At 67.1% G+C, this 14,524-nt stretch carries 13 protein-coding genes; 4 read left to right on the plus strand and 9 right to left on the minus strand.

Features of this window, described 5'->3' with window-relative positions; genetic code table 11:
• Nucleotides 1-6 precede the first annotated feature (6 nt).
• The 3 genes from QF040_RS25560 to purB form a co-directional block, all read right to left on the minus strand.
• A complete protein-coding gene (locus tag QF040_RS25560) occupies nt 7-2,139 on the minus strand; it encodes a TonB-dependent receptor family protein (RefSeq protein WP_429614694.1) in 2,133 nt (710 codons plus the stop codon).
• Between the two features lie 88 nt (nt 2,140-2,227).
• Nucleotides 2,228-3,370 (minus strand): PepSY-associated TM helix domain-containing protein, encoded by a 1,143-nt coding sequence (locus QF040_RS25565; RefSeq protein ID WP_429613346.1) that lies wholly within the window; start codon nt 3,368-3,370, stop codon nt 2,228-2,230.
• A gap of 138 nt (nt 3,371-3,508) precedes the next feature.
• The gene (purB, locus tag QF040_RS25570) at nt 3,509-4,888 is read right to left on the minus strand and encodes an adenylosuccinate lyase (protein ID WP_013544232.1); all 1,380 of its coding nucleotides are present in this window, start codon (nt 4,886-4,888) and stop codon (nt 3,509-3,511) included.
• Nucleotides 4,889-5,025: 137 nt separating this feature from the next.
• On the opposite strand from purB, the gene QF040_RS25575 reads away from it, so the two are divergent.
• Nucleotides 5,026-5,637, plus strand: a complete 612-nt coding sequence (locus QF040_RS25575) for a glutathione S-transferase N-terminal domain-containing protein (protein ID WP_013544231.1) — start codon at nt 5,026-5,028, stop codon at nt 5,635-5,637.
• 48 nt (nt 5,638-5,685) lie between these two features.
• Here the strand turns inward: QF040_RS25575 and QF040_RS25580 are convergent, their stop codons facing one another.
• The 6 genes from QF040_RS25580 to QF040_RS25605 all read right to left on the minus strand — a co-directional run bounded on the left by QF040_RS25580 (nt 5,686) and on the right by QF040_RS25605 (nt 12,014).
• The gene (locus QF040_RS25580; protein ID WP_429613347.1) at nt 5,686-6,480 is read right to left on the minus strand and encodes an SDR family NAD(P)-dependent oxidoreductase; all 795 of its coding nucleotides are present in this window, start codon (nt 6,478-6,480) and stop codon (nt 5,686-5,688) included.
• Nucleotides 6,477-7,766, minus strand: a complete 1,290-nt coding sequence (locus QF040_RS25585; protein ID WP_429613348.1) for an MFS transporter — start codon at nt 7,764-7,766, stop codon at nt 6,477-6,479. The genes QF040_RS25580 and QF040_RS25585 overlap by 4 nt, the downstream gene beginning before the upstream one ends.
• Nucleotides 7,767-7,772: 6 nt before the next feature.
• Nucleotides 7,773-8,999 (minus strand): SAM-dependent methyltransferase, encoded by a 1,227-nt coding sequence (locus tag QF040_RS25590; protein ID WP_013544228.1) that lies wholly within the window; start codon nt 8,997-8,999, stop codon nt 7,773-7,775.
• A complete protein-coding gene (locus tag QF040_RS25595; protein WP_429614695.1) occupies nt 8,996-9,775 on the minus strand; it encodes a DUF1365 domain-containing protein in 780 nt (259 codons plus the stop codon). The genes QF040_RS25590 and QF040_RS25595 overlap by 4 nt, the downstream gene beginning before the upstream one ends.
• 23 nt (nt 9,776-9,798) lie before the next feature.
• The gene (locus tag QF040_RS25600; RefSeq protein ID WP_429613349.1) at nt 9,799-11,106 is read right to left on the minus strand and encodes an NAD(P)/FAD-dependent oxidoreductase; all 1,308 of its coding nucleotides are present in this window, start codon (nt 11,104-11,106) and stop codon (nt 9,799-9,801) included.
• 293 nt (nt 11,107-11,399) lie between these two features.
• Nucleotides 11,400-12,014, minus strand: a complete 615-nt coding sequence (locus QF040_RS25605; protein ID WP_429613350.1) for a glutathione peroxidase — start codon at nt 12,012-12,014, stop codon at nt 11,400-11,402.
• Nucleotides 12,015-12,144: 130 nt separating this feature from the next.
• Here QF040_RS25605 and QF040_RS25610 point away from each other — a divergent pair, with 130 nt between their 5' ends.
• The 3 genes from QF040_RS25610 (at nt 12,145) to QF040_RS25620 (ending at nt 14,524) form a co-directional block, all read left to right on the plus strand.
• Nucleotides 12,145-13,002, plus strand: a complete 858-nt coding sequence (locus QF040_RS25610) for a ferritin (protein ID WP_041943094.1) — start codon at nt 12,145-12,147, stop codon at nt 13,000-13,002.
• 83 nt (nt 13,003-13,085) lie between these two features.
• A complete protein-coding gene (locus QF040_RS25615) occupies nt 13,086-13,967 on the plus strand; it encodes an RNA polymerase sigma-70 factor (RefSeq protein ID WP_429613351.1) in 882 nt (293 codons plus the stop codon).
• 95 nt (nt 13,968-14,062) lie between these two features.
• A complete protein-coding gene (locus QF040_RS25620) occupies nt 14,063-14,524 on the plus strand; it encodes a carboxymuconolactone decarboxylase family protein (protein WP_429613352.1) in 462 nt (153 codons plus the stop codon).

A 14,524-nucleotide genomic window follows, 5' to 3' on the forward strand; every position in this document is an offset into this window, starting at 1 on the left:
CCGGCCTCAGAACGCCACCGACGCCTGCAGGTACAGCGTGCGCGGCTGGCCGACGTACTTGCCGCCGTTGTTGTCCACCGATCGGTTGTAGTAGCGGCGATCGAACAGGTTCTTGATGCCGACGGCCAGCTTCAGGTTGCTCATCGACGGGCCGAAGTCGTAGGCGGCGCGCAGGTTCACGGTGCTGTAGCCCGGGATGTTGCCGAAGCGGCCGGTCGAATCTTCCAGCGTGATGTACGGCTTGCCGTCTTCCGGCGAGCCCGGCGAGCGCTGCTTGGACTGCGCGTAGATGTCGGCGTTGAAGGTCCACGGCCCGCGCTCGTAGCGCGTGCCGAGGGTCAGGATCTGGCGTGAATAGAACGGCAGGTCGCGGCCGGCGAAGTTGCCGGCCTTGGAGGTGGCCTGCGTGTAGGTGTACGTGCCCGACACCGACAGGCCCTTGAGCGATGCGCTCAGGTCGCCGAGGTCGTAGCGCAGCGCCGATTCCAGGCCCCGGTGGCGCGTGGCGCCCAGGTCGGTCCACTGGCCGACGTCGCCGGTGATGGAGCGCGCCAGCAGCAGCTCCTTGTCGAAGTTGATGTTGAACAGCGTCAGCTCGCCGCTCCAGGCTTCGCCCTTGTACTTCGTGCCGATTTCGTAGGTCTTGGCCTTCTCGGGATGCAGGCTGGTGGTGGACTGCGCGAGCTGGGCGTACTGCTGCGGGCCGAACGACACGCCGGCATTCGCGAACAGCGACCAGCGCTCGCTCGCGCGGTAGAGCACCGACAGCGTCGGCAGCACTTCGTTGGAATCGATCTTCGGATAGATCGCGTTCGTGATGCGGTTGTTCGCCACGGTGAACACGTCGTTGTGCGAGCTGAAGGATTCGTAGCGCACGCCGGGCGTGACCGTCCAGTTGCCGAAGTCGATGCGGTCGTCGATGTAGAACGCGTGCGCGACGGTGCCGCCCTTGCTGGTCTGGAAGGGGGACTGGGTGCGGCTGTAGGCGTTCTCCAGAGGCGAGGGCGTGTAGTAGACCGTGCGCGTTGCCACCTCGGAGGCTTGTTCGCGCAGGTACCGGAAACCGACGCTGACTTCCTGCACCACGCTGCCCGAATCGAAGAGGCGCGAATACCGGGGCTCGATGGCGAAGGTCTTGTAGTTGCGCGGCGAGCTGGTCAGGCGGCGCTTGCCGGCGTTGGTGCCGGTGCCTTCCTGCTCCAGGTAGCTGCTGCGGAACGAGTCGGTGTAGTAGCCCAGCATCTCGAACTTGTTCACGCCGTCGTTGTGCGTGTACTTGATCGAGCCGTCGGTGCGGCTGCCGGTGAATTCGTCGAAGGGGCGGTCCGACTGGAACGGGTTCGCCGCGAACTGCGCCGTGGTGAGCCCGCCCGGCATGCGGCCCTTGCCCTCGAAGTGGTGCAGCGAAATGGCGATGTCGTCGGTGTTCGAGATCCGGTAGGCGCCCTTGAGCATCAGGTCGTCGATGCTGGTGTGGTCGTTGCTCTGGCGGAAGCCGTCGCCGTGCGTGCCCGAATACAAGAGCGCGAGGCCGAGGCCCTTGTCGTTGGTGCCGCCGACGAACAGCGTGGGCGTGGTCTTGGTGCCGCCGCCGTGGCCGACGCCTTCGATGCCCACGCCGACTTCACCCGAAAACTGCTTGGGAATCGCGCGCGTCACGAAGTTGATGATGCCGCCTACGTTCTGGGGGCCATAGCGCACCGAGCCCGCGCCGCGCACCACGTCGACCGTCTCGATGCTGCCGAGCGACAGCGGCGCCAGCGACAGTTGCGGCTGGCCGTAGGGCGCATAGGCCAGCGGCACGCCGTCCAGCAGGATGGTCGAGCGCGGCGACAGCCGGGCGGTCAGGCCGCGCACGCCCACGTTCAGCGAGATGTCGCTGCCGCCGGTGCCGTTGCTCTCCTGCACCTGCACGCCCGGAATCTGGCGCAGCACGTCGCGCACGCTGGAGGCGCCGCTTTCCTGGATCTGCTTGCGCTCGACGATGCTGCGCGCACCGGCGTGCTCGAGCACCTTGGTCTCGTTGGGGCTGGCGAGCCAGTCGCCGGTGACGGTGATGGTGTCCAGCGACTTCGACGGGTCGGCGGCAGGTTCTGCGTCGGCTGCGAAGCTCTGCAGGCTCAGGGGCAACAGGGCCATCGCGATGGCGGTGCGTTTGTGCGGGAACAAGGGGGAAATCCTCCGGGGTGAAAACTAAAAACCAGTGGCGGGCCGTGGGGCTTCTTCTTCAGGACGTCGTTCGACTGGAAAGCGCGTTGTTGTTGCGGCGCGCCGCGGCGGCCATGGCGCGTCGGCGCCACCAGAGCCAGATGCCGCTGAACCCCAGGCCGCCGAGCGCAAGGCCGAGCAGCGCGGTCACGACCTGGTGGGTCACGCCGCCCAGTTCGCCGGTGTGCAGCGGAAAGATCACCGCCACCGCGCCGTTGCCGGCGTCGAGGTCCTGCCATTTGCGTGCGGCCAGTACCTCGCCGCTGACAGGGTGGAGCCACACCGAGCTGATGCCGTTCGGGTGCGGGTCGTCCGCGAGGCGGAAGCGCACGCGCACCGGCCGGTCTGCCTTGCCGGGCACCAGCACGTAGCCGATCGGCTGGCCGGGGTAGACCTTCTGGGCGCGCGCCACGATCTCGTCGAGCGGCATGCGCGGACCGCTTGCGCTGCCCTTCGCGATGGCCGGCGCCTTGATCGGCTTCTGTCCCATGGCTGCGGAGATGAAATCGCCCAGCGGCCGCCAGGCCATGTAGGCGCCCGTGGCGACCGACACCGCGATCAGGAGGCCGAGCACCGCGCCCCCCGTGCGGTGCAGGTCGAACAGCCCGCGCAAGAGGCCGCGGTTCAGCACGATGCGCAGCGACGGCGGCCAGCGCACCGGCCACCACAGCACCAGGCCTGTCACCAGCAGGAACAGGTAGGACAGGGCCACGAAAGCCAGGATGCCCTTGCCGGTGCTGTCGAGCAGCAGGCTGTTGTGGATCTTGTAGGCGAGGTTGTAGAAACCTTCCTCGGTGCCGCGCCGGCCTTGCTCGGCGCCGCTGGCGGGGTCGAGGTACAGCGTGCCGCTCCACTTGCCGCGCACCAGCACCCAGAGTGTTTCGTCGGCGTGGTGCGGCGGGCGCAGCGTGAAGTTGGTGTCGGGGCCGAACTCGGCCAGGATGCGCTGGCGCAGCGGTTCGAGCGGCAGCGCGGCGGCGGCCGCGATGGCATCACCCCCGCTGCGCGAGACGAAAAGATCGGAATGGACCTGGCGGTCGATCGGCTGGGCCACCACCAGCACCGCGCCGAGCAGCGCAATGAGGGCCAGGATCGGGCCGAGCGTGAGCCCGGTCCAGCGGTGGATTTTCAGCCAGAGACGTCGCAGCGGAGCGCGCAGCATGAATCACGGGGACCTCGAGGAGTCCCGTCATGGTTGTTGGCTGGCGCGTCCCTGAAAGGGCGCGTTGGCTGGAAAGTCGGGGTTTGTGTGCGAGTCCGGCCAACCGCTCGCGGCGGTTGGTGGATCGATGCACGGGGCTCAGATTCTAGTGGCGAGCTCTGCGGCCTTGCCGACGTAGCTGGCAGGCGTCATGGCCAGAAGGCGGGCTTTTTCCTCGTCCGGAATGGCCAGTGAGCGGATCAGCCCGTGCAGCGCTTCGGCCGTGACGGTCTTGCCGCGCGTCACTTCCTTCAATTGCTCGTAAGCGCCCTGCACGCCGTAGCGGCGCATCACGGTCTGGATCGGCTCGGCCAGCACTTCCCACGAGGCATTCAGGTCTTCGGCCAGCGCCTCTTCGTTGAGTTCGAGCTTGCCCAGGCCAGTGGCCAGGCTCGCATAAGCCAGCGTGGCGTAGCCGAAAGCCACGCCGATGTTGCGCAGCACCGTGCTGTCGGTCAGGTCGCGCTGCCAGCGGCTGATGGGGAGCTTCTCGCTCAGGTGGCGCAGCACCGCGTTGGCCAGGCCCAGGTTGCCTTCGGCGTTCTCGAAGTCGATCGGGTTGACCTTGTGCGGCATCGTCGAGGAGCCGATCTCGCCCTTCTTCAGGCGCTGCTTGAAGTAGCCCAGGCTCACATAACCCCAGACGTCGCGCGAGAAGTCGATCAGGATCGTGTTGGCGCGCGCCACCGCGTCGAACAGCTCCGCCATGTAGTCGTGCGGCTCGATCTGGATGCTGTACGGCTGGAAGCTCAGGCCGAGACCCAGCGGCGCCGGCGTCTCGATGACCTTGCGGCTGAAGGCCTCCCAGTCGAAGTCGGGCCAGGCAGCCAGGTGGGCGTTGTAGTTGCCGACGGCGCCGTTCATCTTGCCCAGTAGCTGCACCGAGGCGATCTGCGCGCGGGCCTTCGACAGGCGCACCGCCACATTGGCGATTTCCTTGCCGACGGTGGTCGGGCTGGCGGTCTGGCCGTGGGTGCGCGAGAGCATCGACACGCCGGCGAACTGGTGCGCCATTTCGCGCAGCTTGGCGATCAGGCCGTCGATGGCCGGAAGCACCACCTTTTCGCGCGCGGCCTGGATCTGCAGGGCGTGGCTGGTGTTGTTGATGTCTTCGCTGGTGCAGGCGAAATGCACGAACTCGGCGGCGGCGAGCAGCTCGGGCCGGGCTTCGAACTTGGACTTGATCCAGTACTCGACGGCCTTCACGTCGTGGTTGGTGGTTTTCTCGATCTCCTTGATGGCCAGCGCGTCGGCCTCGGAGAAGTGGGATACCAGGCCCAGCAGGTACTTGCGGGCGCCTCCGGTGAGGGGCTTGAATTCGGCGAAGCCGCAGTCGGACAGCGCAATGAACCACGCCACCTCGACCTGCACGCGACGGTGCATGTAGCCCTGTTCGCTCATCAGCGGGCGCAAGGCCGCGAGTTTGGCCGCATAGCGGCCGTCAAGGGGGGAGAGGGCGGAGACGGTGGAAAAGCTCATGCCCGAATTTTAGGCGGCCGGCGGTCCGTGGGGCCGTACCGACACATCGGGCCGGATTCGGGGCTCCGCCGGTCCCATTCACCTAAAATGATTATTAGCAAGTGTCATCCAGCCAAGAACAAAGGGAGAGAGCCTTCATGAAACTGATCGGATCCGCCGCCAGCCCCTATGTGCGCAAGGTGCGCGTGGTGCTGGCCGAAAAGCGGCTCGATTACCAGTTCGTGCTCGAGGACGTCTGGTCCGCCGACACCACCATTTCCAATTCCAATCCGCTGGGCAAGGTGCCCTGCCTGATCATGGAAGGCGGGGAGGCGATGTTCGATTCGCGCGTGATCGTGGAATATCTCGACACGCTGTCTCCGGTAGGCAAGCTCATCCCGCAGCAGGGCCGCGAACGCGCCGAGGTCAAGACCTGGGAAGCACTGGCCGATGGCGTCATGGACGCCGGCGTGCTCTGGCGCCTGGAAGCCACCTGGTCCGGCCGCAACGACCACGAGCGCAGCACGACCTGGATCGAGCGCCAGCGCACCAAGGTCGTGGAGGGCGTGGCCGCCATGTCCAAGGGCCTGGGCGACAAGCCTTTCTGCAGCGGCATCCACCTGAGCCTGTCGGACATCGCGGTGGGCTGCGCGCTGGGCTGGCTGAGCCTGCGCTTCCCCGATATCGACTGGCGCGGCGAGCACGCCAATCTGGCCAAGCTGTACGACAAGCTCATGCTCCGCCCGAGCTTCATCGACACCCAGCCCTGAGACGGCACGACCCACGACAAAGGCGCCCACCCGGCGCCTTTTTCTTTTTCAGAGCCCGGTGAACCTGGCAACGGCCGGAAAGTAGAGCCGGTACGGCAGCAGCCGCATCAGCTTCATCCAGAAGGTGAAGCGCCGCGGAAAGTGGATCTCGAATGCGCCCCGGCGCCAGCCGTCGAGCATGGCCTCGGCCGCCTGAGCGGGCGTGATGAGCGCCGGCATCGCGAAGTCGTTCTTCGCGGTGAGCGCGGTGGCCACGAAGCCCGGCTGGATCACGCTCACGCCGATGCCGCGTGCGTGCAGGTCGATGTAGAGCACTTCGGCCAGATTGGTCAGCGCGGCCTTGGTCGGGCCGTAGGCCAGGCTTTTCGGCAGTCCGCGAAAGCCGGCGACGCTCGCCGTGAGCGAGATGTGGCCCGCGCCGCGTGCCACGAAGCCGGGCAGCACAGCCGCCAGCACGTTCAGTGCACCGACGTAGTTGACCTGCTGGTGCGCGAGCATTTCGTCGAGCGCGAATGCGTCGGCGCGCAGCGCGCCGTAGGTGGCGGCGTTGAAGAGCACGAGATCGATGGTGCCGGCCATCGCTTCCAGCTGCGCATAGGCGGCGGCGACGGCGGCGGCATCGCACACGTCCAGCGGCAGAACGATCACCCGCGGCGGCAGCGCGGCATCGTTGTGCAGCGCCGCGAGTTCCTCGAGCGCTTCGCCGTTGCGGGCCGACACCGCGACCCGCGCGCCGCCTTCGAGCAGCGCCAGCGCCGTCGCGCGGCCGATGCCCGAGGAGGCGCCGACGATCCAAGCCGTCTTGCCCTGCCAGTCGGCGAGCGGCGGATTGAAGGGCTTCACGGCGCCGCCTTCGCAGGAAGCTGAAGGGCGGAAGCGGGCGATCGAATCACCAGCGCCCACAGCGCCGCACCAGCCGCCAACTTCAACACGCAGGGCAGCAGGCAGTACGCGAGCGACAGCGCCTGCAACGCCGACGCATCGCGCGCGCCGGGCACGTAGCCGGCCAGCCCGAGCAACGGCAGCGCGAGTCCGGCGGCCAGCGCGAGGTTGAGCTTGGTCGCGAAATTCCACCAGCCGAAGTAGGCACCGGCATGCGGCTGGTCACCTGCGTCGGCAATGATTCCGGCGAGCAGCGCGCTCGGCAGCACGAGGTCGGAGCCGATCGCGAAACCCGACAGTGCGCAGACGACGAGAAAAGGCACCGCGTCGCCCGCGCCCATCACGCCGGCCCATGCGAACACCGCCACCGACATGCACATGCCGCCGAGCCAGCTGCGGGCGAGCCCCCAGCGGCGCACGATGTGCAGCCACGCCGGAATCGACGCGGCGGCCACGACGAAATAGAGGCCGAGGAATGCGGGCTCCATCGCGGCGGGCGCGCGCAGCCGGTCCTGCACGAAGAACAGCACCAGCGTGGCCGGCACCGCGCTCGCGATGCCGTTGAGCACGAACACCGCGAGCAGGCGGCGAAACGGCGCACTGCGAAGCGGCAGCCGCAGGTCGACCGATACATGCGGCGCGGCGTTGCGTGCCGGACGCGGCGCCTGCGTCCAGGAGAACCATCCGGCCACCAGCAGCACGCCGAACAGAGCGACGGTCGCGGGCAATCCCGCCAGCGTCGGCGTGACCGAAGCCAGCACCACGCCGACGAGCCCCATGCCTTCGCGCCAGCCCACGATGCGGCTGCGCTGCGAGGCATCGCCGCCCAGCATCGCGCCCCACGACTGGTGCGCGATGCTCAGCATGCTGTAGCCCGCGTAGGTCAGCGCGAGCAGCGCGGCCGCCACCACTAGCAGCGCGCCATGGTGCGCAGGGTCGACCAGCAGTTGCGGAAAGAAAAGCAGCCCGAAGCCCAGCAGCAGGACGCCCGCGGCGACCGCGCCGAAGCCCAGCACCGCCTGCGCCGAGCGCGCATGCAGCCGGTCGCTGAGCCGCCCGAGCAGCGGATCGATCAGCGCATCGAGCAGCCGCGCGCCCAGCAGCACCGCGCCCAGCGTGGCGAGCGGCACGCCGAAGGCGCGTGCGTAGTGGTTCGGCAGCAGCACATAGAGCGGCAGCGCGACGAAGGCGAGCGGCAGGCCGAGCAGCCCGTAGCGCACGCCGGCCAGAGGTCCGAAGGAGGACACGAAGGGCTAGCGCTTTTGCAGCGTGTACTGGACGACGTCGATGTTGGCCTGCGAGAACGCCGCCTCGCAGTACGCGAGATAGAACTCCCAGATGCGCATGAAGCGCTCGTCGAAGCCCAGCTGCAGGATCTGCCCGCGCTGCGCGAGGAAGTGCTCGCGCCAGCGGCGCAGCGTCTCGGCGTAGTCGGCACCGAAGGCGAATTCGTCCACCACCGCCAGCCCGGCGGCCTCGGCCTCGCGCCGGAACTCGCGCGGGCAGGGCAGGCAGCCGCCGGGGAAGATGTACTGCTGGATGAAGTCGGTCGAGTCGATGTAGCGGTCGAAGAGCTGGTCGTCGATCACGATGCTCTGCACGCAGGCGCGGCCGCCGGGCTTCAGGAGCCGGCTCACGCTCTGGAAGTAGGTCGGCCAGTACTCGCGGCCCACGGCTTCGACCATTTCGATGGAGCAGATGGCGTCGAACGGTGCGTCGTCGATGTCGCGGTAGTCCTGCAGGCGCAGGTCGGCGGAAAGGCCCGCGGTGCGCTGGCGGGCAAAGGCGAGCTGTTCGGTGGAGAGCGTCACGCCTGTCACCGAGGCGCCGAAATCGAAGGCGGCCATCTCGGCCAGCGCGCCCCAGCCGCAGCCGATCTCGAGCACGCGGTCGCCGGGCTTCACGTTCGCCAACTCCAGCGCGCGGCGCACCTTGGCGCGTTGTGCCTCGGGCATCGGCTTGTCGAAGTTGCCTTCGAACCAGGCCGACGAGTAGTTCATCGTCTCGTCGAGCCAGAGCTTGTAGAAGGCATTGCCGAGGTCGTAGTGCGCATGGATGTTGCGCGAGCTGCCGGCCTTGCTGTTGCGGTGCATCAGGTGCCGCACGCGGTACACGAGGCGGCCGAACCAGCTGCCGTAGACCACGTCCTCGATGGCGCGGCGGTTGGCGATGAACACCTTGATCAGCTCGACCAGGTTCGGCGTGGTCCAGTCGCCCGCGATGTAGCTCTCGGCAAAGCCGATGTCGCCCGACTTGAGCGCGGCCTTGCAGACCTCCCAGTTGCGCAGCGTGAGCGAGGCCGTGAGATCGCTGCTGCCGGGCGCGGCGCCGAAGTGCCGCACCGAATCGTCAGGCAGGCGCACCGTGAGCGAGCCGTGCGCCAGGCGCTGCAGCAGGCCGAGCACGGTACGCGCGGCGCCGGGCGCATCCTGGGGCAGCGAAAAGCGCGAAACCTGGGGGGCGGTGGTGGTGGGAGTCATGGGTTCGCCTGCTGCTGCTGGTGCGGGTGGTCGCTGGACACGAAATGGCGGGGCGGCGCAGGCTTGGCGACGAAAGGAACGCGCTTGAGCCAGAGCCTGGCGGCCTGCCAGTGGATGCGCGCGATGAGGCCGAAGGTCATCGCGGGATAGCGCCAGAGCGCACGGCGCACGGTGGCGGCGGTCAGCGGCGCGAGTTCGCCGCTGACGCTGGTTTGCAGCAAGGGGCCGTCGATGTCGTCGTGGTCGATGCGCACCACCGTGTGGGCGAATTCGGCATCGACGAAGAAGCGGAAGCGGTAGCCGCCGCTGACCTCGCAGAACGGCGACACATGGAATGCCTTGGTGGCCTTGAGCTCCATGCCGTAGACCGGGCGGTCCAGCAGGTAGCAATGGCGCTCGCCGAAGGTGTTGTTCACCTCGACCACGATGGCGCGCAGCGCGCCTTCGGCCGTGTGGCAATACCAGAAGCTCACCGGCTTGAAGGTGTAGCCGAACACGCGCGGGTAGCAGTGCAGCCAGGCTTCGCCGGTCGCGTCGTGGATCTGGTGGGCGGCCAGCAGGTCGTCGAGCCAGGCCAACGCGCCGCCTTGCGCGGGCGCCCGGCCGTCGCCGTGGTCGTCGTCGTGAAAGGACAGCGCCGCCCGCCGGTTGAGCGCGAGCGCCTCGCTGCCGTGCGCGCGGAGGGTGCGCATCGGCAGCATCAGGAAATAGGTCGGGTAGACGAAGGCGTTGCGCGCAGGACGCAGACGCGCATGGCGCACCTCGCCGAAGCCCATCAACGGAAGCGGGCGCTCCTGGGTCACGCCGCAGACCTCGCCCGCAGGCCGGCGGCCGCGGCCAGGCCGGCCTTGAGGCCGTCTTCGTGGAAGCCGTAGCCCATCCACGCGCCGGCGAACCAGGTGTTGCGCTGGCCTTGCAGGGCGGGCACCTCGGCTTGCGCGCGGATCGCGGCAAGGTCGAGCACCGGGTGGTCGTAGTCGTATTCGGCCATGACCTGACTACGCTGGATCTCGCCGACCGGATTCAACGAAACGATCACCGGTTGCTCCCACGGCAGCGGCTGCAGCTTGTTCAGCAGGTAGTGCAGGCAGACCCGGCCCGATTCGCGCTCGCTGGCCGCCGCGCGCTCGTAGTTCCAGGCGGCCCAGGCCGCTCGGCGCTGCGGCAGCACCGAGGCGTCGGTGTGGAGCACGGCGTGGTTGGGCTGGTAGCGGATTGCGCCGAGCACGGCGGCTTCGGCGGGGCTCGCGTCGCCGAGCATGGCGAGCGACTGGTCGGAATGGGTGGCGAGGATCGCGTGGTCGAAGCGCTCGGTGCCGACGTCGGTGGCGACGAGCACGCCGCCGTCGTCGGTGCGGGTGACGTGGCGCACCGGGGTGCGCAGGCGCTTGTCTTCCAGGCCCGCGACGATCTTCTCGACGTAGTGGCGCGAGCCGCCGCGCACCGTGCGCCACTGTGGCCGGTTGGCGATCTGGATCAGGCCGTGGTTGTGGCAGAACCGGATCATGGTCGCGACCGGGAACGCCAGCATCTGCGCGGTCGAGCAGCTCCAGATGCAGCCCATCATCGGCAGGAAGTACCAGTCGCGGAAGGCGGCGCCGAAGCGGTGGGCGTCCAGGAAATCGCCGAGCGGCTGGGCCAGCTCGCCCTCGGTGCCGGCTTGGGCGATGCGCGTGGTCAGCCGGTTGAAGCGCAAAAGGTCGGCCAGCATGCCGAGGAAGCGCGGGTCGGCGAGGTTGCGCCGCTGGGCGAAGACGGTGGCGAGGTTGTTGCCGCTCCATTCGAGGCGGCCGCCGTTGTCGCGGGTGGCCTGGACCGAGAACGACATCTCGGACAGCGCGGTCTCGACGCCGAGTTCGGCGAACAGGCGTATCAGGTTCGGATAGGTGCGGTCGTTGTAGACCAGGAAGCCGGTGTCGACGCCGTGAGGGACGGGGGTCGTGTCGGCTGAAGAGCGTGGCAGCTCGATCGTTGCCGTGTGGGCGTGGCCGCCGAAGTAGTCACTGGCTTCGAAAAGGGTGACGCGGGCCGAATCGTGAAGGGTGTGCGCCGCGGCCAGTCCCGAGATGCCGGCGCCGATGACGGCGACTCGAAGGGGCCGCGTCATCGCGGGCCCCGGTTCCGGCGGGAATACAAAAATGCTGCGAGGCGCCCCGACGCGAAGGAGGGAGGGAGGGAGGAGGAGAAGAATCGCCTCGGGATTTCGACCAGACGGCAAGCGCCTGGAAGACCTCGCAACATGAAAACTGGTGGGCGTTGACCACCCACGCAAATTATGAGCGCGGCTCCCGTGGCCCGGTTCCCGGTGCAGTGGTAAACGTTTGTGACGTTCAGTTCACGATTGTTTGGACGCATCGGTAAATAATATTACCGATTCGTTTTTTTGCGAACTGGTCAGTCTTAATTTGTCCCGAGCTGCTTCTCGATGACGTTCACGAAGCCGTTTTCATCCGGCGCCGTCATGCTCGACCACGCCTGGACGACCTTGCCGTCGCGACCGATCAGGTACTTGTAGAAATTCCATTTCGGCGTGGTGCCCGAGGCTTGGGCGAGTTGCCTGAACAGCGGATTGGCGTCCGTTCCGCGCACCGACGACTTGGCGAACATCGGAAACTTCACGCCGAAGGTGCTTTCGCAGAAGTCGGCGATTTCTTTGTTGGAGCCCGATTCCTGGGAGAAATCGTTCGACGGGAAGCCCAGAACCACCAGCCCGCGGTTGCGGTATTTCAGGTCCAGCGCTTCCAGGCCCTTGTATTGCGGAGTAAAGCCGCAGAAGCTCGCCGTATTGACCACCAGGACCACCTTTCCGGAGTACTGGCACAAAGTCTGGGGCTTTTCGTCCTGCAGCCGTGGGAAGGTGTGTTGAAGGATGGCGGGGCAGCCTGCAGCCTCTGCCGGAGCGGGCGCGGCGGGCGGTGTCTGGGCACTCGCCGGAACCGCCGTAAACAGCGCCGCCACGAGGGAAACCGCCGGTGTGCAGCGCCAGAGCGTCGACAATAAGAAAAGGGTTCGCATGGCGGGCTCCTGGTTCAAAAGTGGGGGGTGTGCATCCGTGCCGCTACGGCGCACGTATTCGCATCATCGCGCGTCTGTCATGGGCGCGCCAAACGGGCCGACTAAAATCGGCGGCCATAGAAAGACTTTGATGCTCTATCCGGAACTCTTCAGACAACTCGAATCCGTCCGCTGGGACATGGACAAGGACATTCCCTGGCAGTCGTTCGACGCTTCCTTGCTGACGGAAGAGCAGGCCCAGACCATCAAGATGAACGCCATCACCGAGTGGGCGGCGCTGCCGGCCACCGAGATGTTCCTGCGCGACAACCGCCACGATAGCGATTTTTCCGCCTTCATGTCGATCTGGTTCTTCGAGGAGCAGAAGCACTCCCTGGTGCTGATGGAGTACCTCAAGCGCTTCAGCCCCAAGCACGCGCCCACCGAAGCCGAACTGCACGAAGTGCGCTTCGATTTCGACCCGGCCCCCCCGCTCGAAACCCTCATGCTGCATTTCTGCGGCGAGATCCGCCTGAACCACTGGTACCGCCGTGCCGCCCAGTGGCACACCGAGCCGGTCATCAAGCACATCTACACCACGCTGAGCCAGGACGAAGCCCGCCATGGCGGCGCCTACCTGCGCTACATGAAGCGCGCGCTCGAGAAGTTCGGCGACGAGGCCCGTGCCGCGTTCACCAAGGTCGGCGTCCTGATGGCCAGCGCCCGCCGCACCGCGCAGGCCCTGCACCCGACCAACCTGCATGTGAACAAGGCGCTGTTCCCGAACGACACCATCCAGAGCCGCATGCCCGACCCCGATTGGCTCGAGCACTGGCTCGACAAGCAGATCAAGTTCGATGCCGTCTGGGAAACCAAGGTCGGCGAGCGCATCCTGCACAACCTGAGTCTCCTGATGAATCGCAGCTTCAAGACCGTGCAGGAACTGAACCGGTACCGCAAGGAAGTCGCCGCCACCCTGGGGCCCAAGCCCGAGTACCAAGGCGCATAACCAGAAACTTCGCCCCGCAATCCGGGGCGATTTTTTTGGGCGGCCGGTGTCACAACCCGCGGGCGCCGAACGTCTAATCGGGCATGGACGACCCGACCCTCACCTTCGACAGCCACCGTCGCCGCCTGCAGGGCATTGCCTACCGCATGCTCGGTTCCGTTGCCGAGGCCGAAGAGGTGGTGCAGGACGCCTGGCTGCGCTGGCATGAGGCCGACAAGGCCGGTTTCGACAGCGCCGAAGCCTGGCTCGTCACAGTCGTCACGCGGCTGTCGATCGACCGGCTGCGCGCCGCCAAGGTCCAGCGCGAGCACTACATCGGCGCCTGGATGCCCGAACCCACGCTGACCGAATCTCCCGACACGCCCGAAGAATCGCTCGAGCGCGCCGACAACATCTCGGTTGCCTTCCTCGCCGTGCTCGAGCGCCTCGCCCCCGAGGCGCGCGCCGCCTTCCTGATGCGCGAGGTGTTCGAGGCCGACTACGACGAAGTGGCGCTCACGCTCGGCAAGAGCGAGGCCGCCTGCCGCCAGCTGGTGCACCGCGCCAAGGCGCAGGTGCAGGACGCCCGCCCGCGCTACCAGGTCTCGCGCGAAACCCATCAGCGCCTGCTGCGCGCCTTCGCCGATGCCGCCGCGCGCGGCAGCATGCAGGACCTGAAGGCGCTGATGACCGAAGAGGTCGAACTCATCGGCGACGGCGGCGGCAAGGTGCAGTCGTTCAGCAAGGTGCTCACCGGCAACCAGCGCCTCGCGCAGCTCTACTACTCGCTCTGGCGCCGCATGGGCCCGGTGGTGCGCATGGAACTGGTGGAGATCAACGGCGAGCCGGGCCTCTTGCGCTTCATCGACGGCGAGCTCGAATCGGCACAGACCTTCGAGATCGAGGACGACCGCATCGCGCGCATCCGTGTGCAGCGCAATCCCGACAAGCTCGCCCGCATCGCGCAGCGCTTCGCCTCGAAATAAATAGTTCGCGCGGCGTGTCACAGGGCCGAAGGCTGGCCCGTCTTCAGTGGGTAGGAAGCAGATTTTTTCTTCAACCCATCCACTGGAGCCTTCGCATGAACACGACCCCCCGCCTGAACTGGTTCAAGACCATCCCCAAGACCTTCGAAGCGATCCTGGCCGTCAGCGCCAGCATCGACGCGAGCACCGTCGGCAAGACGACGCTCGACTTCGTCTTCGCCCGCGTCTCGCAGATCAACGGCTGCGCCTACTGCCTCGACATGCACGTGCGCGATCTGCGCAAGCAGGGCGAGGGATGGCAGCGCATCAACAGCCTGGCGACCTGGCGCGAAGTGAGCTTCTTCAACGAGCGCGAGCGCGCGGCGCTGGCCTGGGCCGAATCGCTCACTCGGCTGGCCGATCACCACGACGAGCGCGAAGCGGAGTTCGCAGCTTTGAAGGCGCAGTTCAGTGATGTCGAGATTGCCGAGCTCACCGTAGCGGTTGCGCAGATCAACACCTGGAACCGCATCAACGTCGGCATGCGCGTGCCCGTCGCGGTGAAAGCGTTGGACTGA

The sequence above is a fragment of the Variovorax sp. W2I14 genome (assembly GCF_050435205.1).
GTDB classification, from domain to species: domain Bacteria; phylum Pseudomonadota; class Gammaproteobacteria; order Burkholderiales; family Burkholderiaceae_C; genus Variovorax; species Variovorax paradoxus_C.